This is a genomic window from Helicobacter salomonis, from assembly GCF_900197775.1.
GTDB lineage: Bacteria > Campylobacterota > Campylobacteria > Campylobacterales > Helicobacteraceae > Helicobacter > Helicobacter salomonis.
In genome coordinates this window covers 54,257-72,622 of sequence record NZ_FZMA01000039.1, presented here as the reverse complement: position 1 = coordinate 72,622, position 18,366 = coordinate 54,257, and the positions used below count along the sequence as shown (strand labels likewise).

General features: G+C 45.0%; 18 protein-coding genes. 11 read left to right on the top strand and 7 right to left on the bottom strand.

Annotation, left to right across the window (positions count from 1 at the left end; genetic code table 11):
- The 4 genes from C6H04_RS06530 to C6H04_RS06515 form a co-directional block, all read left to right on the top strand.
- A partial coding sequence (locus C6H04_RS06530; RefSeq protein WP_158653823.1) for a hypothetical protein occupies positions 1-309 on the top strand: 309 nt, incomplete at its 5' end.
- Complete coding sequence (locus tag C6H04_RS06525; protein ID WP_104732672.1) at positions 299-517, top strand: hypothetical protein; 219 nt, start codon at positions 299-301, stop codon at positions 515-517. The genes C6H04_RS06530 and C6H04_RS06525, both read left to right, overlap by 11 nt.
- Before the next feature lie 2 nt (positions 518-519).
- Positions 520-1,227: a hypothetical protein gene (locus C6H04_RS06520; RefSeq protein ID WP_104732671.1), complete on the top strand. Its 708-nt coding sequence runs from the start codon at positions 520-522 to the stop codon at positions 1,225-1,227.
- Entirely contained in the window at positions 1,220-1,744 is a 525-nt protein-coding gene (locus tag C6H04_RS06515; protein ID WP_104732670.1) for a hypothetical protein, read from the top strand. The genes C6H04_RS06520 and C6H04_RS06515 overlap by 8 nt, the downstream gene beginning before the upstream one ends.
- A gap of 79 nt (positions 1,745-1,823) precedes the next feature.
- Here the strand turns inward: C6H04_RS06515 and C6H04_RS08180 are convergent, their stop codons facing one another.
- Both C6H04_RS08180 and C6H04_RS06505 read right to left on the bottom strand, forming a co-directional pair.
- Positions 1,824-2,987, bottom strand: a complete 1,164-nt coding sequence (locus C6H04_RS08180; RefSeq protein ID WP_233711875.1) for a hypothetical protein — start codon at positions 2,985-2,987, stop codon at positions 1,824-1,826.
- 2 nt (positions 2,988-2,989) lie between these two features.
- On the bottom strand, positions 2,990-4,885 hold the full coding sequence (locus tag C6H04_RS06505) for a methyl-accepting chemotaxis protein (RefSeq protein WP_104732669.1): 1,896 nt from the start codon (positions 4,883-4,885) through the stop codon (positions 2,990-2,992).
- 567 nt (positions 4,886-5,452) lie between these two features.
- Between C6H04_RS06505 and C6H04_RS06500 the strand changes: the two genes are divergently transcribed.
- The 4 genes from C6H04_RS06500 to C6H04_RS06485 are packed head-to-tail and all read left to right on the top strand — an operon-like array spanning position 5,453 to position 8,329.
- Positions 5,453-6,610: a hypothetical protein gene (locus C6H04_RS06500; RefSeq protein WP_233710445.1), complete on the top strand. Its 1,158-nt coding sequence runs from the start codon at positions 5,453-5,455 to the stop codon at positions 6,608-6,610.
- Positions 6,607-7,275, top strand: coding sequence for an ABC transporter ATP-binding protein (locus C6H04_RS06495; RefSeq protein ID WP_104732668.1), 669 nt, complete (start codon positions 6,607-6,609; stop codon positions 7,273-7,275). Before C6H04_RS06500 ends, C6H04_RS06495 begins: the two co-directional genes overlap by 4 nt.
- Positions 7,272-8,018 carry a hypothetical protein gene (locus C6H04_RS06490; RefSeq protein ID WP_104732667.1) on the top strand — a complete coding sequence of 249 codons (747 nt, stop codon included), beginning with the start codon at positions 7,272-7,274 and terminating at the stop codon, positions 8,016-8,018. Before C6H04_RS06495 ends, C6H04_RS06490 begins: the two co-directional genes overlap by 4 nt.
- A gap of 11 nt (positions 8,019-8,029) precedes the next feature.
- Positions 8,030-8,329 carry an EexN family lipoprotein gene (locus C6H04_RS06485; RefSeq protein ID WP_104695333.1) on the top strand — a complete coding sequence of 100 codons (300 nt, stop codon included), beginning with the start codon at positions 8,030-8,032 and terminating at the stop codon, positions 8,327-8,329.
- 4 nt (positions 8,330-8,333) lie between these two features.
- Here the strand turns inward: C6H04_RS06485 and C6H04_RS08280 are convergent, their stop codons facing one another.
- From C6H04_RS08280 to C6H04_RS06470, 4 genes are read right to left on the bottom strand one after another with little or no spacing between them, the layout of a single operon-like run.
- Complete coding sequence (locus C6H04_RS08280; protein ID WP_267892223.1) at positions 8,334-8,468, bottom strand: HP0135 family lipoprotein; 135 nt, start codon at positions 8,466-8,468, stop codon at positions 8,334-8,336.
- Positions 8,469-8,518: 50 nt separating this feature from the next.
- Complete coding sequence (locus C6H04_RS06480) at positions 8,519-9,868, bottom strand: class II 3-deoxy-7-phosphoheptulonate synthase (RefSeq protein ID WP_199766086.1); 1,350 nt, start codon at positions 9,866-9,868, stop codon at positions 8,519-8,521.
- A gap of 2 nt (positions 9,869-9,870) precedes the next feature.
- Positions 9,871-10,422 (bottom strand): Holliday junction branch migration protein RuvA, encoded by a 552-nt coding sequence (ruvA, locus tag C6H04_RS06475; RefSeq protein ID WP_104732666.1) that lies wholly within the window; start codon positions 10,420-10,422, stop codon positions 9,871-9,873.
- Complete coding sequence (locus C6H04_RS06470) at positions 10,419-12,263, bottom strand: DUF342 domain-containing protein (protein ID WP_104732665.1); 1,845 nt, start codon at positions 12,261-12,263, stop codon at positions 10,419-10,421. Before C6H04_RS06470 ends, ruvA begins: the two co-directional genes overlap by 4 nt.
- A 106-nt stretch (positions 12,264-12,369) precedes the next feature.
- On the opposite strand from C6H04_RS06470, the gene murJ reads away from it, so the two are divergent.
- Together murJ and cysS are read left to right on the top strand one after the other, a co-directional pair.
- Complete coding sequence (gene murJ / locus C6H04_RS06465; RefSeq protein WP_104732664.1) at positions 12,370-13,812, top strand: murein biosynthesis integral membrane protein MurJ; 1,443 nt, start codon at positions 12,370-12,372, stop codon at positions 13,810-13,812.
- 8 nt (positions 13,813-13,820) lie between these two features.
- Complete coding sequence (gene cysS, locus C6H04_RS06460) at positions 13,821-15,254, top strand: cysteine--tRNA ligase (RefSeq protein WP_104732663.1); 1,434 nt, start codon at positions 13,821-13,823, stop codon at positions 15,252-15,254.
- A gap of 37 nt (positions 15,255-15,291) precedes the next feature.
- Here cysS and C6H04_RS06455 read toward each other — a convergent pair whose 3' ends face one another.
- Positions 15,292-16,467 carry a class I SAM-dependent methyltransferase gene (locus C6H04_RS06455; protein ID WP_104732662.1) on the bottom strand — a complete coding sequence of 392 codons (1,176 nt, stop codon included), beginning with the start codon at positions 16,465-16,467 and terminating at the stop codon, positions 15,292-15,294.
- 48 nt (positions 16,468-16,515) lie between these two features.
- On the opposite strand from C6H04_RS06455, the gene metG reads away from it, so the two are divergent.
- Positions 16,516-18,363 (top strand): methionine--tRNA ligase, encoded by a 1,848-nt coding sequence (gene metG, locus C6H04_RS06450; protein WP_104732661.1) that lies wholly within the window; start codon positions 16,516-16,518, stop codon positions 18,361-18,363.
- The last annotated feature ends 3 nt before the right edge of the window (positions 18,364-18,366 follow it).

Below are 18,366 nucleotides of genomic sequence, written 5' to 3'. Positions count from 1 at the left end.
GAAGTGAAGCAAGCCTTGAGCTATGATTTTTATAGCTTTAGTTTGGCGTGGAGAGTGGCTTTTGAGGACAACCATATCAAGCTAGAGCCTGTGCGTGCCCTTAAGGCTAAAGTGCCCGCTAATTTGGAGTATTTAGCCGATTATTTAATGCGTAAAATCTATGCTAAGAGTGGTCTGCCTGAACAGACCAAAAAGGCTTTACTCTTTGTGCTCAATAAAGCACTTAACACGCAGGAGGAAAGGATTGTGAATGCCGATCATATCAATTTAAACTTGAAAGATTTGAAAAGGCCTGAGTATGGGATATGACAACATTATCGTAAATGCAATATGGCAGGCAGCACACGAAGTTGGGCGCAAAGTGGGCATGCATCCCACCTCATATCAATACAAACAGGAACAGGAAAGCAAACCACCTAAATTCGAGCAATACAAAGCCGAAATTGAGGCGATGAAAAAGAGGGTAGAGGAAAAACAAGCGGCATTTGATGCCTTGCAAAAACCAATGAAAGGATAAATATGGGATTGTTTAGTGCAATAGGGGGAGCAATTAGTGCGGCATGTAGTGCTATTGGAAGTTTAGCTAGCAGTATAGGCGCAGGGTTAGCTAGCTTGGGCGCAACTTTGGCGAGTTTGGGGTCGGGCTTATTGCCCATTGTGGGTATTATTTTTGCGGTGGCGCAGGTGTTGGGTATTTTTAGCAAAGAGGATAAGGTAGAGGACATGGAAGATTTGGGTCACCAAGTCGCTAATTGCAATAAAAAGCCCGAAGAGTTTGAGAGCTACCAAGCCTTTATTGACTATGCGCGCGCCAATGTGGAGAAACCCTCCAAAGAAGACAAACTAAAATGGAGTGATGCAGACCATCTCAAAAACACCGCTATAGCCGCAGCCGTATCGCTTAAAGCTATTGAGGAAAAAAAGGGAGTAGAACTTAGCCCTGAGAGCTGGGTAAGTCTTAGCGCGCATGTAGAAGGTGCTGGGGGCACGCCAGAGCAAAAAGCCCAAGTTTTAAATGGTGTGTTAGATAATTTTAAGGGTGCAGACATGGACAAGCTCACCCAACACTTAGAGGGCAAACTAGAGAGCACAGCTGATCGCATTTTAGTTTCTGATAAGCTCAATGACATGTATCAAGCCTTGAACCCGGACATGAGTGCTAAGGAAGTGTATCAAGAAGTGGAAAAATTTGAAAAACCCGTTGCAGTAGGAAAGGTCGATGGCTAATTTTTTCATCGTGCATGTAAATGGTCAAATCGGGGTGGGAGTTTTTCAAGCTAGTGGTTTTGAAGTGTTGCGGTGTAATGGAGAATTGTGGCAGGAGTTTAACCCTGAGAGCTTTTGGGGGTGGTTTATAGACAAAGCAGGGCTAGATATTGACGCAGGGCATGGCTTTGTGATTGCCAGCGATCAAGAAAGTTTTTCAATTCCCGCAACAATACAAATTACAACCAATCTTGATCTCAGTCAAGAAGCCGTGCAACAAGCTTTAGGGTGTTTTGTTAGAAGTGCAGAAAATCTTCATCTAATGACTTACCCTGAGGGTTTCAGAATGACAGAGAGAACGCCAGCTCCACTAACTCAACAAACTCCGCAGAGTCAACAGACTTCTCAAACCACACAAGCTCCCCAAGTGCAGAGCGCGCCACAAAATAACTCCTCAAACCAATACGGAGCTTTGTTGCGCTATTGTTGGCGTAAAATGGAGGAGTATAGAAAAAGTTGGCATACTCCCCTTAGCTAAAGCTAGGGGCTTTAGCACGCGAGTGGCAAAACTCTAGTTCAGCGTGCTAGGTGTTTTGTCTGAGTTATCCTCAGACGCCTCAATCCACGCAATATCCCCTGTCAAAACACTGCGCTTGCAATTCTTGAGTAAACCCCGGCTCCAAGCTGTCCAAAGACATTAGGTTATGTCTGTGGGGATCGTCTCTGCTTTGGCGATAAAAAATCAAAGTGCGCACCACCTTTTTATCCCCATTATCACCCACTCTAAAGAATTGCTGGCTGAATTGATGCAGATAAAAAGTGCCCTTTACTAGTTTGAAAGTTACATAGAGTTTAGTGTAGATATTGTCGGCAGAGGGGTCGTATTGTCCCATCTCAAAAGTCAAATAAGGGGATTTGTAGGCTAAATCCACTTGCCCTTGATGGATGCAGAGGGTTCGACTGAGTAATTTGCCATTGTGGCGCGCTAGCACGCAGATAGAATTGGGATCATTGGGGTTATTCACATAAGTCGTGCGTTTGCTAAAGCTATAACGATCATTGCCTACATTGAAGGAGAGCAGGTCTTCGTTTTTGGTTCTATATTCGGACTCACAGGGGGTAGAGTCATTGGAGTTATTGATGTCCATTTTGAAACATGTAGAGTTTTGAGGTTTGCGCGCACTAGCGAGGCTAGCGGGCTGATTTTGCAATTTCTCTAACAGCTTGTCATTGACATCGCCCATCGCGTAAATAGGACTCTCTTGCTCATAAAAGGTTTTGGGGGCTGCACTGGGAAAAAGAGTGTTATCCAAAGTTTGCTTGGCATAACGGGTGAGATAAAAAGTGCCCTCAATATTCTTAAAGGCTAAGAGAGCTTGTGCGCTTGTGCTGGAAGTGGGTGTGTGCACGCCAGTCTGGACCAGCTTAATCAGCAGAGTGTTTTTAGTGCTTTCCACATTTAGTTTTTCATAGCCCCGTAAGCAGAAACCCCTGTAAAGTTTCTCATTAAAAAGGACTCCCGTGCACACGACGGGGGGACGGGTGTTGTCTTTGATCGTGTTGATCACATAGAGCAGCATATAGTATCGATTCTGGATTGAAAAAGAATAGCCCGTAGCCTTTGAGTACACACTATAATTACCATTTTCTAGTGAGTTATAACCCTGTTGGCGCACAAAATCATCTGACCACCGCTTCACCTGATCTAGGGCCTGAAAATAATCCAGAGCACATAGAGGATACACAGCCCAAATTAGTGCAAAAAATATTGCTCTCATCACACTCATACCTTAAATTTATCGATCTCAACCCCTAATGCGCCGTATAAGTCATCTAAAGATGTGCTGGTCTTACGCATTTTTTCAATGTCCTCCTGTTCTAAATGCGCTAGAGTACTGAGTGTCTTTACCTCTTCGTTAATATTACGGCTATCCTGCACAACTCCCTGCAAACGCTGGGTATCCTCGCTGGCATATTGAATCGCCTTAGAAATCTCCTTGACGCTTTGTTGCATGACCTCTTGCGCACTGATCGCAAGCTGGGAAGTTTGGTTGAGTTCCTTAGCATTTTGCCCTAAATGCTCGTTGATATCCTCCACACCCTGCACCATTTCACTGATGGTGGCATCAATGCTGGTCAAACTGCTTTGCGTTTTCTCAGCGAGTTTACGCACCTCATCGGCCACTACAGCGAAACCCCGCCCGTGTTCACCAGCTCTAGCAGCTTCGATTGCAGCGTTTAGAGCAAGCAAATTAGTTTGGGCAGCGATGTCATTGATGATGGTCAAGACCTCCTTAATACTCTCTGTGCTCTTGGCGGTCTCCTCTAATTTATGTGCAAATTCTATGCTCTGACTGGCATTGTGCTCTAAGCGGACGCTTAATTCTCTCATTTGATCGTGTGCGGTGTCCAGATAAGTACCAGTCTGATTGAGCTTTTGGTTATTGCTCTCCACGCCTTTAACATATTCCAGAATAGTATCAATATTGTGCTGGCTACGCTTAACAGCCTCTTCCACAACAGCAGTCGCACGGTTAGCACGGGCAAGTACGCTCGTAGTGCTTTCTATAAGCGTGCTGGACACCTTAGCGCGTTGACTGCTTATCTCTTTGATGTGATACATCACTGTCTGCATCTGTTCAATAAAGGTATTGATATTGCGTGTGATGGTCACAATCTCATTGCGTTTGCTCCGATTGGTGCAAGGAAGTCGTTTGGTCAAATCCCTACTTCCTGTGGTGAGATCCAAGCTCAAACGCTTGAGACGATCCAAGGGGCGCATTAAATAGTAAATCCAGGACAACATGATGCTCAGGGTAATAAAGAGAGCCATTAATGATACTACCAACATGAGTGCCCGTAATTTTTTAATATTCCTGAATGCGATTTCAGTAGGAATGCGTGCAACCACTTTCCAATGACTATTAGCTACGCTTGTGTAGACAAGTAGAGAATGGTCAATTTCCTTATGGCCATGCAACACCCCCTGCTGTGTGTTGAGCAATTTATGGGCAACACCCTTGAGAAATGAGCCCGCATCGGCAATGTTCGTCCCTGGTTTAAGCTTATTAGAGCCCAAGACCAAACCATTGCGATCGATGAGATCCAACCCTCCTCCCTCTTCAGTGACCATCCGCTTGACATGTTCTTCAAAAAAGTCTAAGGGGAGGTCAGCAGCCATGACCCCTAGAAATTGTCCCTGCACGACCAAGGGTTCACTATAAGTAATCACGGGTTTACCTGTATAAGCATCCTTGTAAATCTCAGAAATCACAATCTGATTTTGGGTATGTGCCTCCTTATACCATCCTCGTACTCTGGGATCATAACCAGAAGGAGGAGGCCCCAAAGTGGAGATAAAAGAACCATCACTCAAACCAATGTAGACATGCAGAGCGTCTAAATTTTTACCTATATACCTGAGATTTTTTAAGAGCGTATCCGTGTTTCCCTCCCAATCATCGCGTACTTTTTCCACAGCTACTCTGAAAAGCTTGTGAGTATTTTGGTTCCAAGCCACAATCCAATTTACATTGGCTTTAACAATTTCGAGCAAGTGTTCCTCAGAATTTTGTTTGATGATTTTATTTGTGAAACGTTCTACAAATGTGCCAAATGCCATGAAACTCGCGGCCAGCACCACCACCAACATTAACGCGATTTTTTCTTTGAAACTCATCTTAATATCCTGTGTCAGATAGAACAAGAAGGCAGAATCGAATTCTTAAGTGAAATGCCCAGCCAGCAAAGACGAGTAAACCAGCCTGATGGTACCGCTTACAGACTAAATCCCAATCATGAGAGATTCCGCTCTATATTCACAAAACTTTGTAGAGCTAGGATTTCTGCTACATTTTTGTTTCATTCATGCCTACTCGTATTTCTGCCCTCAAAAGCATAAAACACTTCGCACGCCTGTCAAGCTAATTTAAGCAGGAGCTCCACCTACTAAACACGATTGCCATTTTAGCATGTTTTTGAGTATTTGTAGGGTCAATTTATCTAAATGCACGAAAACTCCGCCCTTTGAAGCGGAGGTGTAAGCACTTAGTGGCTTTAATTGTGCTACAATCGATAGAGATGTCGCTGTAGGCATTATCAAACACAAAGCCCTTCGTGTTGGTATCCTTTGGGGTTCTTAAGGATGGGCGTTTCATATAGAGTTGGATGGGTCTTGTCGAATCTGAAGCGTTGTTTTGCCGCTGTATTAATGTGGGGTCTACCTTTGAGGGGGGCAGAGATTGTGATGGACCCTTTTGGGTATCTGGGTATGATTTACAACCAGGGTCTTGAACACCGCACACATGGCTATGTGGGATTTGACGCACGCGTAGGGACTAATTTCTCCTTTAACAATGGTTGGGCCTTTGGAATTGGGGCAATTGGGGCATGGAATGTCTACAGTCATAACAAACGCTTTCAACCCATTGTGAGCGTGGGAAATGTCTTGGGGAGTGTGGAGAGCAATATGCGCCCCTACTTGAGCATGGGGGATATTTCAGATGCCTATGTCAAGTTTGACACCCAACGACTCAAATTTTCTATGGGGCGCTTTGACACCAACTTTGTGGATTTTGATTGGATTCAGGGAAATATCCAGGGTGGGAGTTTGTTCATCCATCGCAATGATTTTCGCTTTTGGGGGATTTTCATGGATTCCATGCTCTACAATGGTTATCAGGGCAATGATTTGCAGGGACCCCGTATTGCCACCAGCATCAACGCGTTAGCTTCTTACGATCCAGTGTCTAAAAAGAAATATGTGGGCGGAGAAGTAATTGCCTTTGGCATGGGCTATGCCAATAAGGGCTTGCAAATCTCTCCCTTTTTGCTCGCAGATACCAAACTCCCCCTCCCTGCAACTGGAACACTCTTTCAATTGGGCTTTAAAGCACAATACCAGCATGACTTGCCCCAGCATTTCAAATCTTACACAATTGTGCATGGAATCTATCAATACGGAGCCACAGGCGGAATCAAGCAGGAGTCTCAGGGGGGATTGTTTTGGGCAGATCAGACTTTTATATACAAAATTTTCAATTTTGGCTTAGGGTTTTATGCTGTGCCTGCATCGGGGCGCAAGGGCTTTTTTTGGTCTTTTGACGACAAGAGCAAGTTTTATGGACGGGGAATCAACTCTGTGGGTGTGCCTGCAATCTACTTTGCTAATGGTACCTATACGGGCTATCTCTTTGGAGGCATGAAAACCAAGAAGGTTCGTGTCGACTTAATGGTAGCCTATGGAATCTACCAGGAGTACTCCATCATGACTAACTACAAGGTATGGCAGTACCAACAGATGATCTTAGACGCAGGAATTGGCTATGTCTACTCCTATTCTCCCAAAGTGATGAGCAATATCGGGAATTCTTCCCTTGTGCTCTTTACCAAGTTTTCTTATTGATGATTCGCCTCCACAATTTGAGCAAGTCCTATGGTAGGCATCGGGCGCTCGATCATCTCAATTTGGAACTCCCTACCTTTAAGATGATTGGACTTTTAGGGCCTAATGGTGCGGGCAAGAGCACCTTACTCAAAATTCTTGCAGGCATGTGTGTGCGCTATGAGGGTGAGGTTCACATCGCCAACCAACATGTGGGGGTGGCTACTAAACAATGTGTAGCTTATCTTCCCGAACATAGTTGCATGCCCCCCCATGCTAGTGCACAAGAGATGGTATGCTTTTATGCAGATTTTTTCGCAGATTTCCAAGCTCAACGCGCCTTAGAGCTCTTAGAGCGCTTTGAAATTCCCTTGAAGCAGTCTTTTAAACGATTATCTAAGGGGACACAGGAAAAATTTCAACTCTTGCTTATTTTGGCGCGTAAGGCGCGGCTATTTCTTTTTGATGAACCCTTGAGTGGAGTCGACCCGCTCGCGCGCGCAGAGATTTTACAACTCATTGCGGAGGAATGTGCCCATGCTAGTGTGTTGCTTTCCACACATTTAATTCACGATGTGCAGGGCTATATCGATCAAGCCATCTTTTTGAAAGCAGGGCGCATTATGGCTTGCCATGATGTCAGACAAATGGACTTAGAGCAGCTTTATAGGGAGTATATTGCATGAAGCATATTTTTAAGTATGATTTCTTAGATAGTTACACGCCCATTGTGGGAACTCAAGTCTTTTTGTTAATTTGCACCCTATTGGTCAGCAAAGATTGGCTGGCTTTAGATTTTTTGGGCGAGATGCTGTTTTTCTTTGGCAGTGGAATTTTGGTCGTGTGTTTGATTGTAGCACTTCTACGCTCTTTATCAGAAACACTCTTTGGAAAACAGGCCTACTTGACATGGAGTTTACCTCTGAGTGTGGATCAAATCCTACTGCCCAAACTTATGATTAACCTCTTTTGGATCGTGCTTAGTCTGTTCTTCTTATTGCTTGCTCTTGCACTCTCTTATGCGCTTAACCACAGCCACGAGTTTTTCCATGCTCTTTTAAGTTCTCTCTATAAGAATTGCACACAATTTGGCAAGCACGCTCTCACTCTTCTCTTTTTCTTTGCTCTGCTCTATCTCAAATTCCTCCTGGTCTTGAGTCTGTTGCATGCCTTCAAATTAAAACGCCTGCGTAAGCTCATAGGTTTAGCGCTTTTCGTGCTAATCGGTGTGTTCCTGGATTTGCCCTCCCGTTGGCTCTATCAATTTTACCAGCACACATTAGATTACGGATATATAGAATTCTATCTCAAACTGCCTTTTTTAGAAAAACATGCCATCGTTGTATTTTGGCTTTTAGAGAGCTGTAAAATTATCGGGCTTTATTTGACAATCCGCTGGTTACTCCTTAGACATTTGAATTTAGAATAAAGGGATTTACAATGAAAATGCAAGGGATATTTTTAGCTTTATTCTTAGCAGGCGTTCTTCACGCTCAGAGCGGTTATTGTAGCGACGAGTGTGAGGGGAGTCCAGGTGAACGCCTGCCCCCTATGGAGTTTCACTGGAGCCTGCCCCACTCCATAGAACACTACCGCACCCACCCTAAAGCCCGCGCCAGAATGCTCAAACGATGCCAAGAAGCTTTTCAGTCCACACTAAAGATTAACTACATGAGCCAGAGCTTTAAGCAGGATTGCGACAATGCCCGTCAAGCTGATCAGCCGGGCATCGCACCTTGATACCTCATTTTTGTTCGGGTTGCCAGATGGTCTTCTCTGAAGGCTTGTAATCTTGCTCGTCCTCTAGGATTTGTGCTTTACTTTCCGCACACCCATTGAGAATAATCACCAATGCACCCACCAGTAATAACCAACGCATGCAGGTCCTTTCACAAATCTAGTGTAAAGGTGGTATTGTAGCTAAAAATCTTAACCGACCGTCATACGTGCGTTGTGCTTGAGCATGTCTGCGAGTAAGAAAGCGAGTTCAAGGGCCTGTGTGGCATTGAGTCTAGGATCGCATTGAGTATGGTAATTGTGTTGAAGAGTTTCCTCTGTAATGGCCTGAGACCCCCCAATGCATTCTGTCACATCACAGCCTGTCATTTCCAAATGCACACCCCCCACACAACTTCCCTGCGCGCGATGAATCGCAAAAAAATCCTTCACTTCCTGCACAATTTGGGTGAATGAACGCGTCTTTACACCACTCCTAGTCTTGATCGTATTGCCATGCATGGGATCGCAAACCCACACAATTTCTTTTTGTGCCTCCAACACCCCGCTCAAGAGAGGCGGGAATTTTTCCTGTAAGGCTGATCCCATGCGCACAATGAAACTCAAACGACCCGCCTCATTATGTGGGTTGAGAATCTCGCAGAGTCCTAGGAGTTGCTCTAATGTAGCGCTAGGACCAATCTTGACTCCTATGGGATTGCCCACACCTCTTAAAAACTCTACATGAGCTTGATCTAGACCCTTAGTGCGATCCCCAATCCAAAGCATATGGGCAGAGCAGCCATACCACTGAGAAGTTAAACTATCTTGGCGCGTTAGAGCCTCTTCATAGTGAAGCAGCAACGCCTCATGGCTGGTGTAAAAATCGGTTTCTTTGAGGGTGGGCAGGTCAGCCACTCCACATGCCTGCATGAAATCTAAAGCTTGGGTGATCTGCATTGCCAGGTTCTCGTATTGTTGACCCAAATCGTTACTCTTGACAAAATCCAAATTCCAGCGATGTATTTCGGCCAGGTCTGCTAACCCCCCCTTGGCAAAGGCGCGCAATAAATTGAGAGTTGCCGCACTCTGATGATAACCCTGCAATAATCTCTGTGGATCAGCTTGGCGGGCGTTCACATCAACACCATTGACCATGTCCCCACGATAAATAGGCACCTCCACTCCATCTACACATTCGCTCTCCTGACTTCTAGGTTTGGCGAATTGCCCTGCGATGCGTCCTACCTTAATCACGGGACAACGCCCCCCAAAGGCTAGCACAACACTCATTTGCAGGATGACCTTAAAAAGGTCTCTGATCCCATCTGCGCTAAAATTCTCAAAACTCTCCGCACAATCCCCCCCCTGCAATAAAAACGCCTTACCGCGACTAGCCTGTTTGAGTGCCTCTTGTAAACTGCGCATTTCTTTGGCAAAGACCAAAGGGGGATAGCTCTTCAAGGTCTTTTCAACCCTCTCTAGGGCGAGCAGATCAGGGTAACTAGGCTGCTGTAAAATAGGAAAATCGCGCCAACTGCGCAGATGCCATGCCCGTTGCATATTCACCTCAATTGCTGTAATGCTTGCTTGATAATCTCTTGTGTGTCAAGCCCCTTGGGCAGGGACACACACACTTGACGCGCTTGAGTGCTTTTAAAGCCCAAACTCTCCAAGGCCAAAATCGCCTCTGCCGTATGGGGATTGGAAACCACGCTGTGCTCCCAGTAACCCTCCAAGTCTAACATAATCTTACCTGCAAGTTTACTCCCCACTCCAGGCACTTTTTGCAATCCCTTTAAATCGCGCGTTTCTAAAAGAAAAGTAAAGTCTTGCACGCTGTAAACAGAGAGAATAGCCAGGGCAATTCTGCTCCCCACTCCATTGATCTTAAGTAGACGCGCAAAGAGGGTGCACTCCTCAGACTCTAGGAAACCAAAGAGATTTTGAGAATCTTCCCTGAGCACCAAGATCGTATCTAAGCGCACTTCCTGATTGACTTGCAAGCACGCGCTGGTGCGCAAGCTCACATGCACTCCATAAACTACCCCATTGACATAGAGCGTTATAAAAGTGGGCTCGATACGCTCCACACATCCTACCAGCCCTACTATCACGCCCCGCCCTCTAAATCTATTTGCTTGAAATCATCCATTTGGTGTTTTGCACGAACCAGTTGGATTCCATCAAGTCTAAAGTCGACCATTTCGCCCTTTTCTGTCTGCAAGGTTTGGTTATTGCGACCGGTGTATAGGCGATTGCACGCGATGGTATTAAACGCACTCCACGCGCTTTTAGCAGAAAGCCGTGCATCTCGCATGCGGGATTCCAAGGATACAAGGCGATCTAGAAATTTGCGATTGACTTCCTGAATCTTGAGTACATAAAGACGCAAAATTTTGATGCGGCGCAGACAATCCATAAAATCATGATAAATGCGCTGGATCGACTCGTCCTCCATTAACGCTTTTCGTGTGGTAACATCTGCGCTTTTAATTTTATCAATGGTGCCTTGATTTTGCCGCACAAGTAAATTGAGTTGTTGGTACTGAGCCATGACACTTTGCGCTTTCTCTTTATATTGAGCCATTCCCGCTTTGGTCTCTTCCAAGATGCGTTTGGAATCAGGATCAGCAAAGGCATAAAAATAGAATTTATTTTCGCTTCCATCGACATAATCCACCATGCACTTGCTGGAAAAGTGAAGTGTGTTGTTAGATTTGAGCTGTTTCACATTGATCTCTTTAGCAAAGACTTGTGCTCCACTGCCCGCATCAATTTCACAAGTTTGGGCGATAATCGTGCCTCTATCAGCGTATTTGCAAATCACCTTATTGCCTCGGCAAGTTCCCTTATTATTATTGACAAAAATTTCATCTGCTTCTACAGAGCTATCATTATGCAACTGACCTTCTACAATCACCTTTTTAGCAACTAAATTGACATTCTTGCCCACATTGCCTTTTACATGAATTTCTTTGGCCTCAATGCGCAAGTTACTTTCAATAGCATTGTCAATTTCATTCTTTGCGCTGATGTAAAGCACCATGCCATTTTCCACTCCCCCCAAAAACATAGGCGTGTTAGTGCTCTTCATCTCCATATAACTATCCTTGGTAAAACTCTTGAGAATATTGCCCACAATAGCGACATACTGCGCGATTTTAGAGAAATACACTACCTTTTGTTCATTTTCTTTGGTTTCAAAGGCATCTGTGCTACATTCAAAAACGGACGGAGGGGGATTCTCCTCTTTCACCTTGACAAATTGTCCCAAGAGATCAGGTCCACTCGCTCCAGCAATGGGCTTGATATACTCGAGCACGGCATCACCCACGCCCGCTCCAAAAATGGAGTTCGCTGGAGCCTTTTGGTCGTTCTTCTCTTCCCATACCTTTTTTAAGAGGAAATGCACGCAACCGGGTTTATTGGGGCGATAAAGGGCACGCTTGAGCAAGATCCTCTCTGGTTGCTGATCCTGTTTGACACAATGCTCAATCTCCTTGTGCAAGGCAGCGTGTTGGATTTGCATTTGCCGCAACAAAATTTTCTGATGCGCCATTGTGGCTTCAATGGAAGCGCAAATTTCCTTGAACAACCCCTCATCTTCTATCATGACAAAAGGATTTTCAAAGACGATATACAGCTCATTCCGTTCGGGAGATAATTCCAGTTCAAAGAAGTAGGTAAATAATTTTTTCTTAATGCAGATGTCATAGCGTTGAATGACTTCTACCTGTTTATCGCCAAAAAATGTATCGTCGTCAATCTGACTTATTTCGCTCTCCTCTACAATCTTGAAAACATCTTTGGGATTCGTGCGCATCAAGGTGTGTACCTTGAGCAGGTCAAACCACAAATCTTCTATGTCAATGCCATGAGTCTGCGCTACTTTTTCAAGTTCTAGTTGAATATCCCCACAATCAAGCACAGTCTTAGAATAAAAACCATTCGCCAAAGCACACTCCTTGTGTAAATATTCGCATCTTAATACACATCGGCTAAAAACACAACACCAATTAATCTTTTTTAGACTAGAATTAACGGCCTGACAAGGGGTTTGTGTGCTCAAAAGATTTTTTCTGACCAATAGCTCGGGGATTCTCTGTTCGCGAGTCGCAGGATTTGTACGCGATTTGTTGAGCGCGTCTATTTTAGGAAGTGGGCTATATAGTGACATTTTTTTTGTGGCGTTCAAATTCCCCAACCTCTTCCGCCGCATCTTTGCAGAGGGAGCGTTTAGCCAGAGCTTTCTGCCCGCTTTTATCCACAGCCGTCATAAGGCTGGCTTTAGCTTGAGCGTCTTGGGCCTCTTCAGTGCGTTTCTAGTTATTGTGAGTTTGGCGGTGTATTACAATGCCCCCTTGTTTACCAAGATGTTCGCCTATGGCTTTGATGCACACACCATTATGCTTGCCCAAGACATCGTGGCCTTGAATTTTTGGTACTTGCTCTTGGTTTTTCTGAGTACTTTTTTTGGAACACTTTTGCAATATAAAAATAGCTTCTTTGTGAGCGCTTACCACACAATTTTGCTCAATATAGGGATGATTACGGGTTTGCTATGCGGTCAGGATCACCACTCCTTAGAAGTAGTTTATTATTTGAGTTACGGAGTGCTCTGGGGTGGGGTGGCGCAGGTGTGTGTGCATTTTTACCCTCTCTACACCCTAGGTTTTTTAAAACTTTTTTATCTAGGCTTCAAACACGGATTCAAGCGCTCTAAAGCTCCCGTTAACAATAATCTCAAAACTGAGCTCAAGGGCTTTTTCAAGCAATTCTTCCCCAGTGTGCTAGGCAATTCAGCTAGCCAACTCTCAGCCTTTTTGGATACCTTGCTGGCTTCGTTCTTGAGCGCGGGCAGTATTTCCTACCTCTATTATGCTAATCGCATTTTCCAATTACCTCTAGCCCTCTTTGCCATCGCCATTTCAACTGCGCTCTTTCCTACCATTGCCAAATCTCTTAAAAACCGCCAACACACCCAGGCTATGCAACACATGCAAAGTGCGTTTGTATTTCTCACACTTACGCTTTTGGGTTCCAGTTTGGGGGGCATTGTCTTGAGTGAATTCATCATTGCCCTCTTGTTTGAACACGGGCGATTTAGTGCCCAAGACACCTTGCAGAGTGCAGCTGTCTTTAGAATGTATTTGGTGGGACTTCTGCCCTTTGGCCTCTCTAAGATTTTCGCGCTTTGGCTTTATGCACAAGGGCAACAGCTCCGCGCAGCTAAAATCACTCTCTATTCTTTGATTTTTGGATTGTTAAGCTCTTTGGTGTGCATGCACTATTTGCAAGCGGCTGGGCTAGCATTAGCGAGCAGTTTAACCGGATGGATGCTCTGTATCTTGAATATCAAGGCTTTTGGTTTTAAGCGCTTTTTGGGCATGATTTCTCTCAAACAAGGAATAGGACTACTGGGGTTTCTAGCGTTTGAAGCCCTTTTGTTAGTGCTGTTTCTGTGGTGTTTACAAGCATTTCAAACATTCTACTACTTCACTTAAGGGCATAGATGCAACCCCTCTACATTTACGACAGCCGACAAAAACAAAAAGTGCTTTTACAACCCATTCAAGAGAATCAAGTCAAAATTTATATTTGTGGTCCCACGGTGTATGACTACTCGCACTTAGGCCATGCCCGTAGCGCAATCGCCTTTGATCTACTCTGGCGCACTTTGGAGCTGAGTGGTTATGCTGTGCAAATGGTGAAAAATTTCACTGATATTGATGATAAGATCATTGCCAAAGCACAGGCAGAACAAGTGGAAATACAGGCTTTAAGCGTGCGTTTCATGGCAAGCTATTTGGCGGATATGCAAGCCCTAGGTGTGCAACGCGCGCATTTAGAACCCAAGGCTAGCGAACATTTAGATGCCATGGTAGCGATGATTCAAGCTCTCTTAGACAAGGGACATGCTTATAAAACCGACCATGGAGATATCTACCTAGACACCAGCACGGATCGTGCCTATGGCACTTTGAGCGCGCATTCTTTAGATCAAGAGAGCGTGAGTCGTTTAGAGGATAACCCTCAAAAGCGCCATGAAAAAGACTTTGCCCTTTGGAAGAGCTACAAGGGTTCTAATGATGTGGGCTATGAGAGTCCTTTTGGCAAGGGCAGACCCGGATGGCATATTGAATGCTCGAGCATGATTTTTGCCAATGTCGCTTACAGAGATCAAAGTTACCAGATTGATATCCATGGGGGCGGATCGGATTTGTTCTTCCCTCACCATGAAAACGAAGCCTCTCAAACCCGTTGCGCATTTGATCGGGAATTAGCTAAGTATTGGATGCATAATGGTTTTGTGAATATTTCAGGGGAGAAAATGAGCAAGAGCTTGGGTAATAGCTTTTACATTAAGGATGCCTTGCGAGTCTATGATGGAGAGATTTTACGCAACTATCTCTTAGGCGTGCACTACCGCGCTGCATTGCACTTTAACGAAGAGGATTTATTGGCAAGCAAAAAACGCTTGGATAAGATTTATCGCCTCAAAAAACGCGCCTTAGAACTCAAGGCGCTCAATTCTATTGGAACACCCCAACATGACTTCACGCATGCATTGCTCGCGTGTATGCAAGATGATCTCAATATTTCTAAAGCCCTCAGTGTGTTAGAGGAACATTTGCACTACTCAAACGAACAGCTAGACACCCTCAATAAAAATGCGAAAAAACAAAGGGCGCAGAACATTCTAGCTGACCTCGCCTTTGTAGAAATGCTCTTGGGTCTAGGAGGTAAAGACCCCACACTCTACTTCCAGCTGGGTGTAGATGATGCGCTCAAAACTCATATCCAAACCCAAATCGATTTGCGCTTGCAGGCTAAGAAGCTCAAAGATTTTGTGCTCGCCGATCGCATCAGAGAGGATCTAGCCAAGCAGGGCATCTCTCTAATGGATACACCCACCTCTACAACTTGGGAAAAGTTGTGCTACTGATACACCCACAAGCAAACTCCTTGAGAACCTCCTGCCATTAGGGCGTTGTTTGGTAGATATGTTCATGGGTCAAGGGAATGGTGTTGTCCACACTATGAGTCAACAAGAGCTGGTAGAGGTCTACACTTCCCACACGGAAAGCAGAGGCACAGCTATTTAAATATAGTCCCCACATGCGTACAAAACGCGCGTCATACATGTCTGTTATTTCCTCCTCATGTGTGAGGAAATTTTGATACCAAATGTCCAGAGTTTTAGCATAATGCAGGCGTAAACTTTCGGCCAGGACCAGGTGAAAATCACTCTCTGCCGTGATGGAGATCACCTCCCTTAAGGAGGGTAGGTATCCCCCTGGAAAGATATATTTATCAATCCACGCATTGGTCGTACCCTCAAAGCAACACAGAATGGAGTGTAATAAAAATGTCCCCCCTACCTTTAAGACCTCTTTCACTTTTTTAAAATAAAAAGGTAGATTTGCCTTGCCAACATGTTCAAACATTCCCACACTCACTACCTTATCAAAGCGTTCATGCATGCCATCTAGGTCTTGGTAATTTAACAGCTTGATGGTAACCCGATCCTCTAAACCCATGCTTTTTACCCGCTGGGTGGCCTTTTTAAATTGTTCCTCTGAAATGGTGATGCCCACTACCTCGACATGGTACTCTTGGGCCGCACGGATAGAGAGATAACCCCACCCACAGCCAATGTCTAAAAGTTTTTCACCCTGTTTGAGATCAAGTTTTTTGAGTGTATGGTCGAGTTTTTGTAGTTGGGCTTGGTGCAAAGTGTCTTCTGGGGTTTTAAAATAGGCGCAAGAGTAGCTCAGTGTCTCATCTAGCCAAAGTTTATAGAAATCATTGCCTAAATCGTAGTGACTTTGAATGTTAGAACTCTCTTTGTGGGGCTGTTGGACGGGCATTGCGTTGTCATGTTTGTGCAGATGTTCGTAATTGGTATGCAGATAGAGCACGCGCGCCACTTCATCCATAGACCCTTCAATATCGATGACGCGGTCCATGTAGGCTTCTGCGATGGTCAAGGACATGTCTTTTTTGATATCGCTCATCCTGAGAGGGCGGTTGAACTTAATCGTGAATTTAGGGGTTTTTGTGCCATTGAGATAAACCTCTTTATCCCAAAAAATCACGCGGTAATCCCCGTTTTTAAAGCGCTTGAGCATAGATTTCAAAAACATCTTGGCTAACATAGACATCCTTTTGTGCTATTATATGTTTTTAGACTTAAAAGGGATTGCATGCAAAAATTGGTCTCTACCCCCATTTATTATGTCAATGATGTTCCGCATTTGGGGCATGCCTACACTACTTTTATCGCCGATATGCTGACAAAATACCACACTTTGCAGGGGCACGAGGTGTTTTTTTTAACAGGCACCGATGAGCATGGGCAAAAAATCGCTCTAAGCGCACAAAAGCATGACCTAAGCCCCTTTGAATACGCTTCTAAAATTAGCGCGCACTTTAGAGAACAATGGGATTTTTTTAATATTCCTTATAACCACTTTATCCGCACCACGGATAGCGCACATGTAGCTGTGGTGCAACGCGCTTTTGAGACCATGTTAGAACAGGGTGACATTTATAAGGGGACTTATAGGGGCTCTTATTGTGTGAGTTGCGAGAGTTTTGTGGCCAGCCACGCGCGTTGCCCAGATTGCCAACGCGAAACCAGTGTTTTAGAGGAAGAGAGCTATTTTTTCAAGCTGAGTAAATACCAACAATCCCTTTTAGATTTTTACGCTCAAAACCCCCAAGCTATTTTACCCACCTCCCGCGCGCCCGAAGTGCTGCGCTTCATTGAACAGGGTTTACATGATCTGTCCATCACACGCACCAGTTTTGAGTGGGGAATCAAACTCCCTCCAACATGCCAAGACCCTAGGCATGTCATCTATGTGTGGCTGGATGCTTTGCTCAATTATGTGAGTGCGCTGGGTTATCCTAATGGAGAGAAAATGGGGCATTTTAACCATGCCATCCATGTTGTGGGGAAGGATATTCTGCGCTTCCATGCGATCTATTGGCCCGCCTTTTTGATGAGCTTGAAACTGCCCCTTTTCAAGCATCTATGTGTGCACGGATGGTGGACCATCGAGGGGGTGAAAATGAGCAAGAGCATCGGGAATGTGATCAGTGCCCAAGATATAGCAGAGCAATATGGCAAGGACACTTTGCGTTATTTTCTCCTACGCGAAGTGCCCTTAGGTCAAGATGGAGATTTTAGCATTGAAGCGCTATTGCGCCGATCGAATGCGGATTTGAGCAACACGCTAGGAAATTTGGTGCAACGCTTGAGTGGGATGGCGTGGCGTTACTTTGAGGGGCGCATTGAGAGTACGCAGGTGTTGCACCACTACGCTCAAGATTATGCCATTCTCAATGCGCTATTTGAATCCTTGGACACCAGCATGCAGGCAATGCAGCCCCATAAATACCTAGAGGATTTATGGAAGGTCTTCGAGGGGGCTAATGCGCTCATTGCTCGCGAGGAGCCTTGGAAAATGACTAACTTAGAGCAAATCATGGCTTTATTGGGCTTGATTGCCACTCTCCTAGCCAAAGCCGCTTATTACCTCTACCCAGTAATCCCCCAGAGTGCATGCAAGTTAGCCGATATTTTGGGCTTAAAATTAGAGGCGGGCGCATTTGCACACCTGCAAGAGAACCCCTTTTTAGGCTCTTTTGTGATTCAAAAAGCCCCGCCCCTCTTCCCCCGCTTAGAGCCTCCCAAGTCCGCTACCCCAAAGACCTCTGTATCCCAGATGGTTTCCTTAAAAGATTTCCAAAAGCTCGAGATTCGAGTAGGACAGGTCGTGGGTGTGGAAAAACTCCAAGAGAGTGACAAACTCTTGTTATTGCGCGTGGATTTTGGCGATCGAGTGCGAGTCATTCTCTCAGGGATTGCCAAACATTATGATCCCAAAACCCTAGAAGGGCAACAGATATGCGCGCTGGTAAATTTAGAGCCGCGTAAAATGTTGGGCGTATTGAGTGAGGGTATGGTGTTGAGCGCAGGAGATGGAGAAAATCTAAGCCTCATCGCACCCCTCACTTCTATGAAAAATGGAAGTGTTATTAGCTAGTGC

Bases quoted from the DNA above. Each gene is read 5' to 3' on its own strand.
- C6H04_RS06525 (WP_104732672.1), top strand. From the start codon at position 299: ATGGGATATGACAACATTATCGTAAATGCAATATGGCAGGCAGCACAC.
- C6H04_RS06520 (WP_104732671.1), top strand. From the start codon at position 520: ATGGGATTGTTTAGTGCAATAGGGGGAGCAATTAGTGCGGCATGTAGT.
- C6H04_RS06515 (WP_104732670.1), top strand. From the start codon at position 1,220: ATGGCTAATTTTTTCATCGTGCATGTAAATGGTCAAATCGGGGTGGGA.
- C6H04_RS06505 (WP_104732669.1), bottom strand. From the start codon at position 4,885: ATGAGTTTCAAAGAAAAAATCGCGTTAATGTTGGTGGTGGTGCTGGCC.
- C6H04_RS06500 (WP_233710445.1), top strand. From the start codon at position 5,453: ATGGACCCTTTTGGGTATCTGGGTATGATTTACAACCAGGGTCTTGAA.
- C6H04_RS06490 (WP_104732667.1), top strand. From the start codon at position 7,272: ATGAAGCATATTTTTAAGTATGATTTCTTAGATAGTTACACGCCCATT.
- C6H04_RS06485 (WP_104695333.1), top strand. From the start codon at position 8,030: ATGAAAATGCAAGGGATATTTTTAGCTTTATTCTTAGCAGGCGTTCTT.
- C6H04_RS08280 (WP_267892223.1), bottom strand. From the start codon at position 8,468: ATGCGTTGGTTATTACTGGTGGGTGCATTGGTGATTATTCTCAATGGG.
- C6H04_RS06480 (WP_199766086.1), bottom strand. From the start codon at position 9,868: ATGCAACGGGCATGGCATCTGCGCAGTTGGCGCGATTTTCCTATTTTA.
- cysS (WP_104732663.1), top strand. From the start codon at position 13,821: ATGCAACCCCTCTACATTTACGACAGCCGACAAAAACAAAAAGTGCTT.
- C6H04_RS06455 (WP_104732662.1), bottom strand. From the start codon at position 16,467: ATGTTAGCCAAGATGTTTTTGAAATCTATGCTCAAGCGCTTTAAAAAC.
- metG (WP_104732661.1), top strand. From the start codon at position 16,516: ATGCAAAAATTGGTCTCTACCCCCATTTATTATGTCAATGATGTTCCG.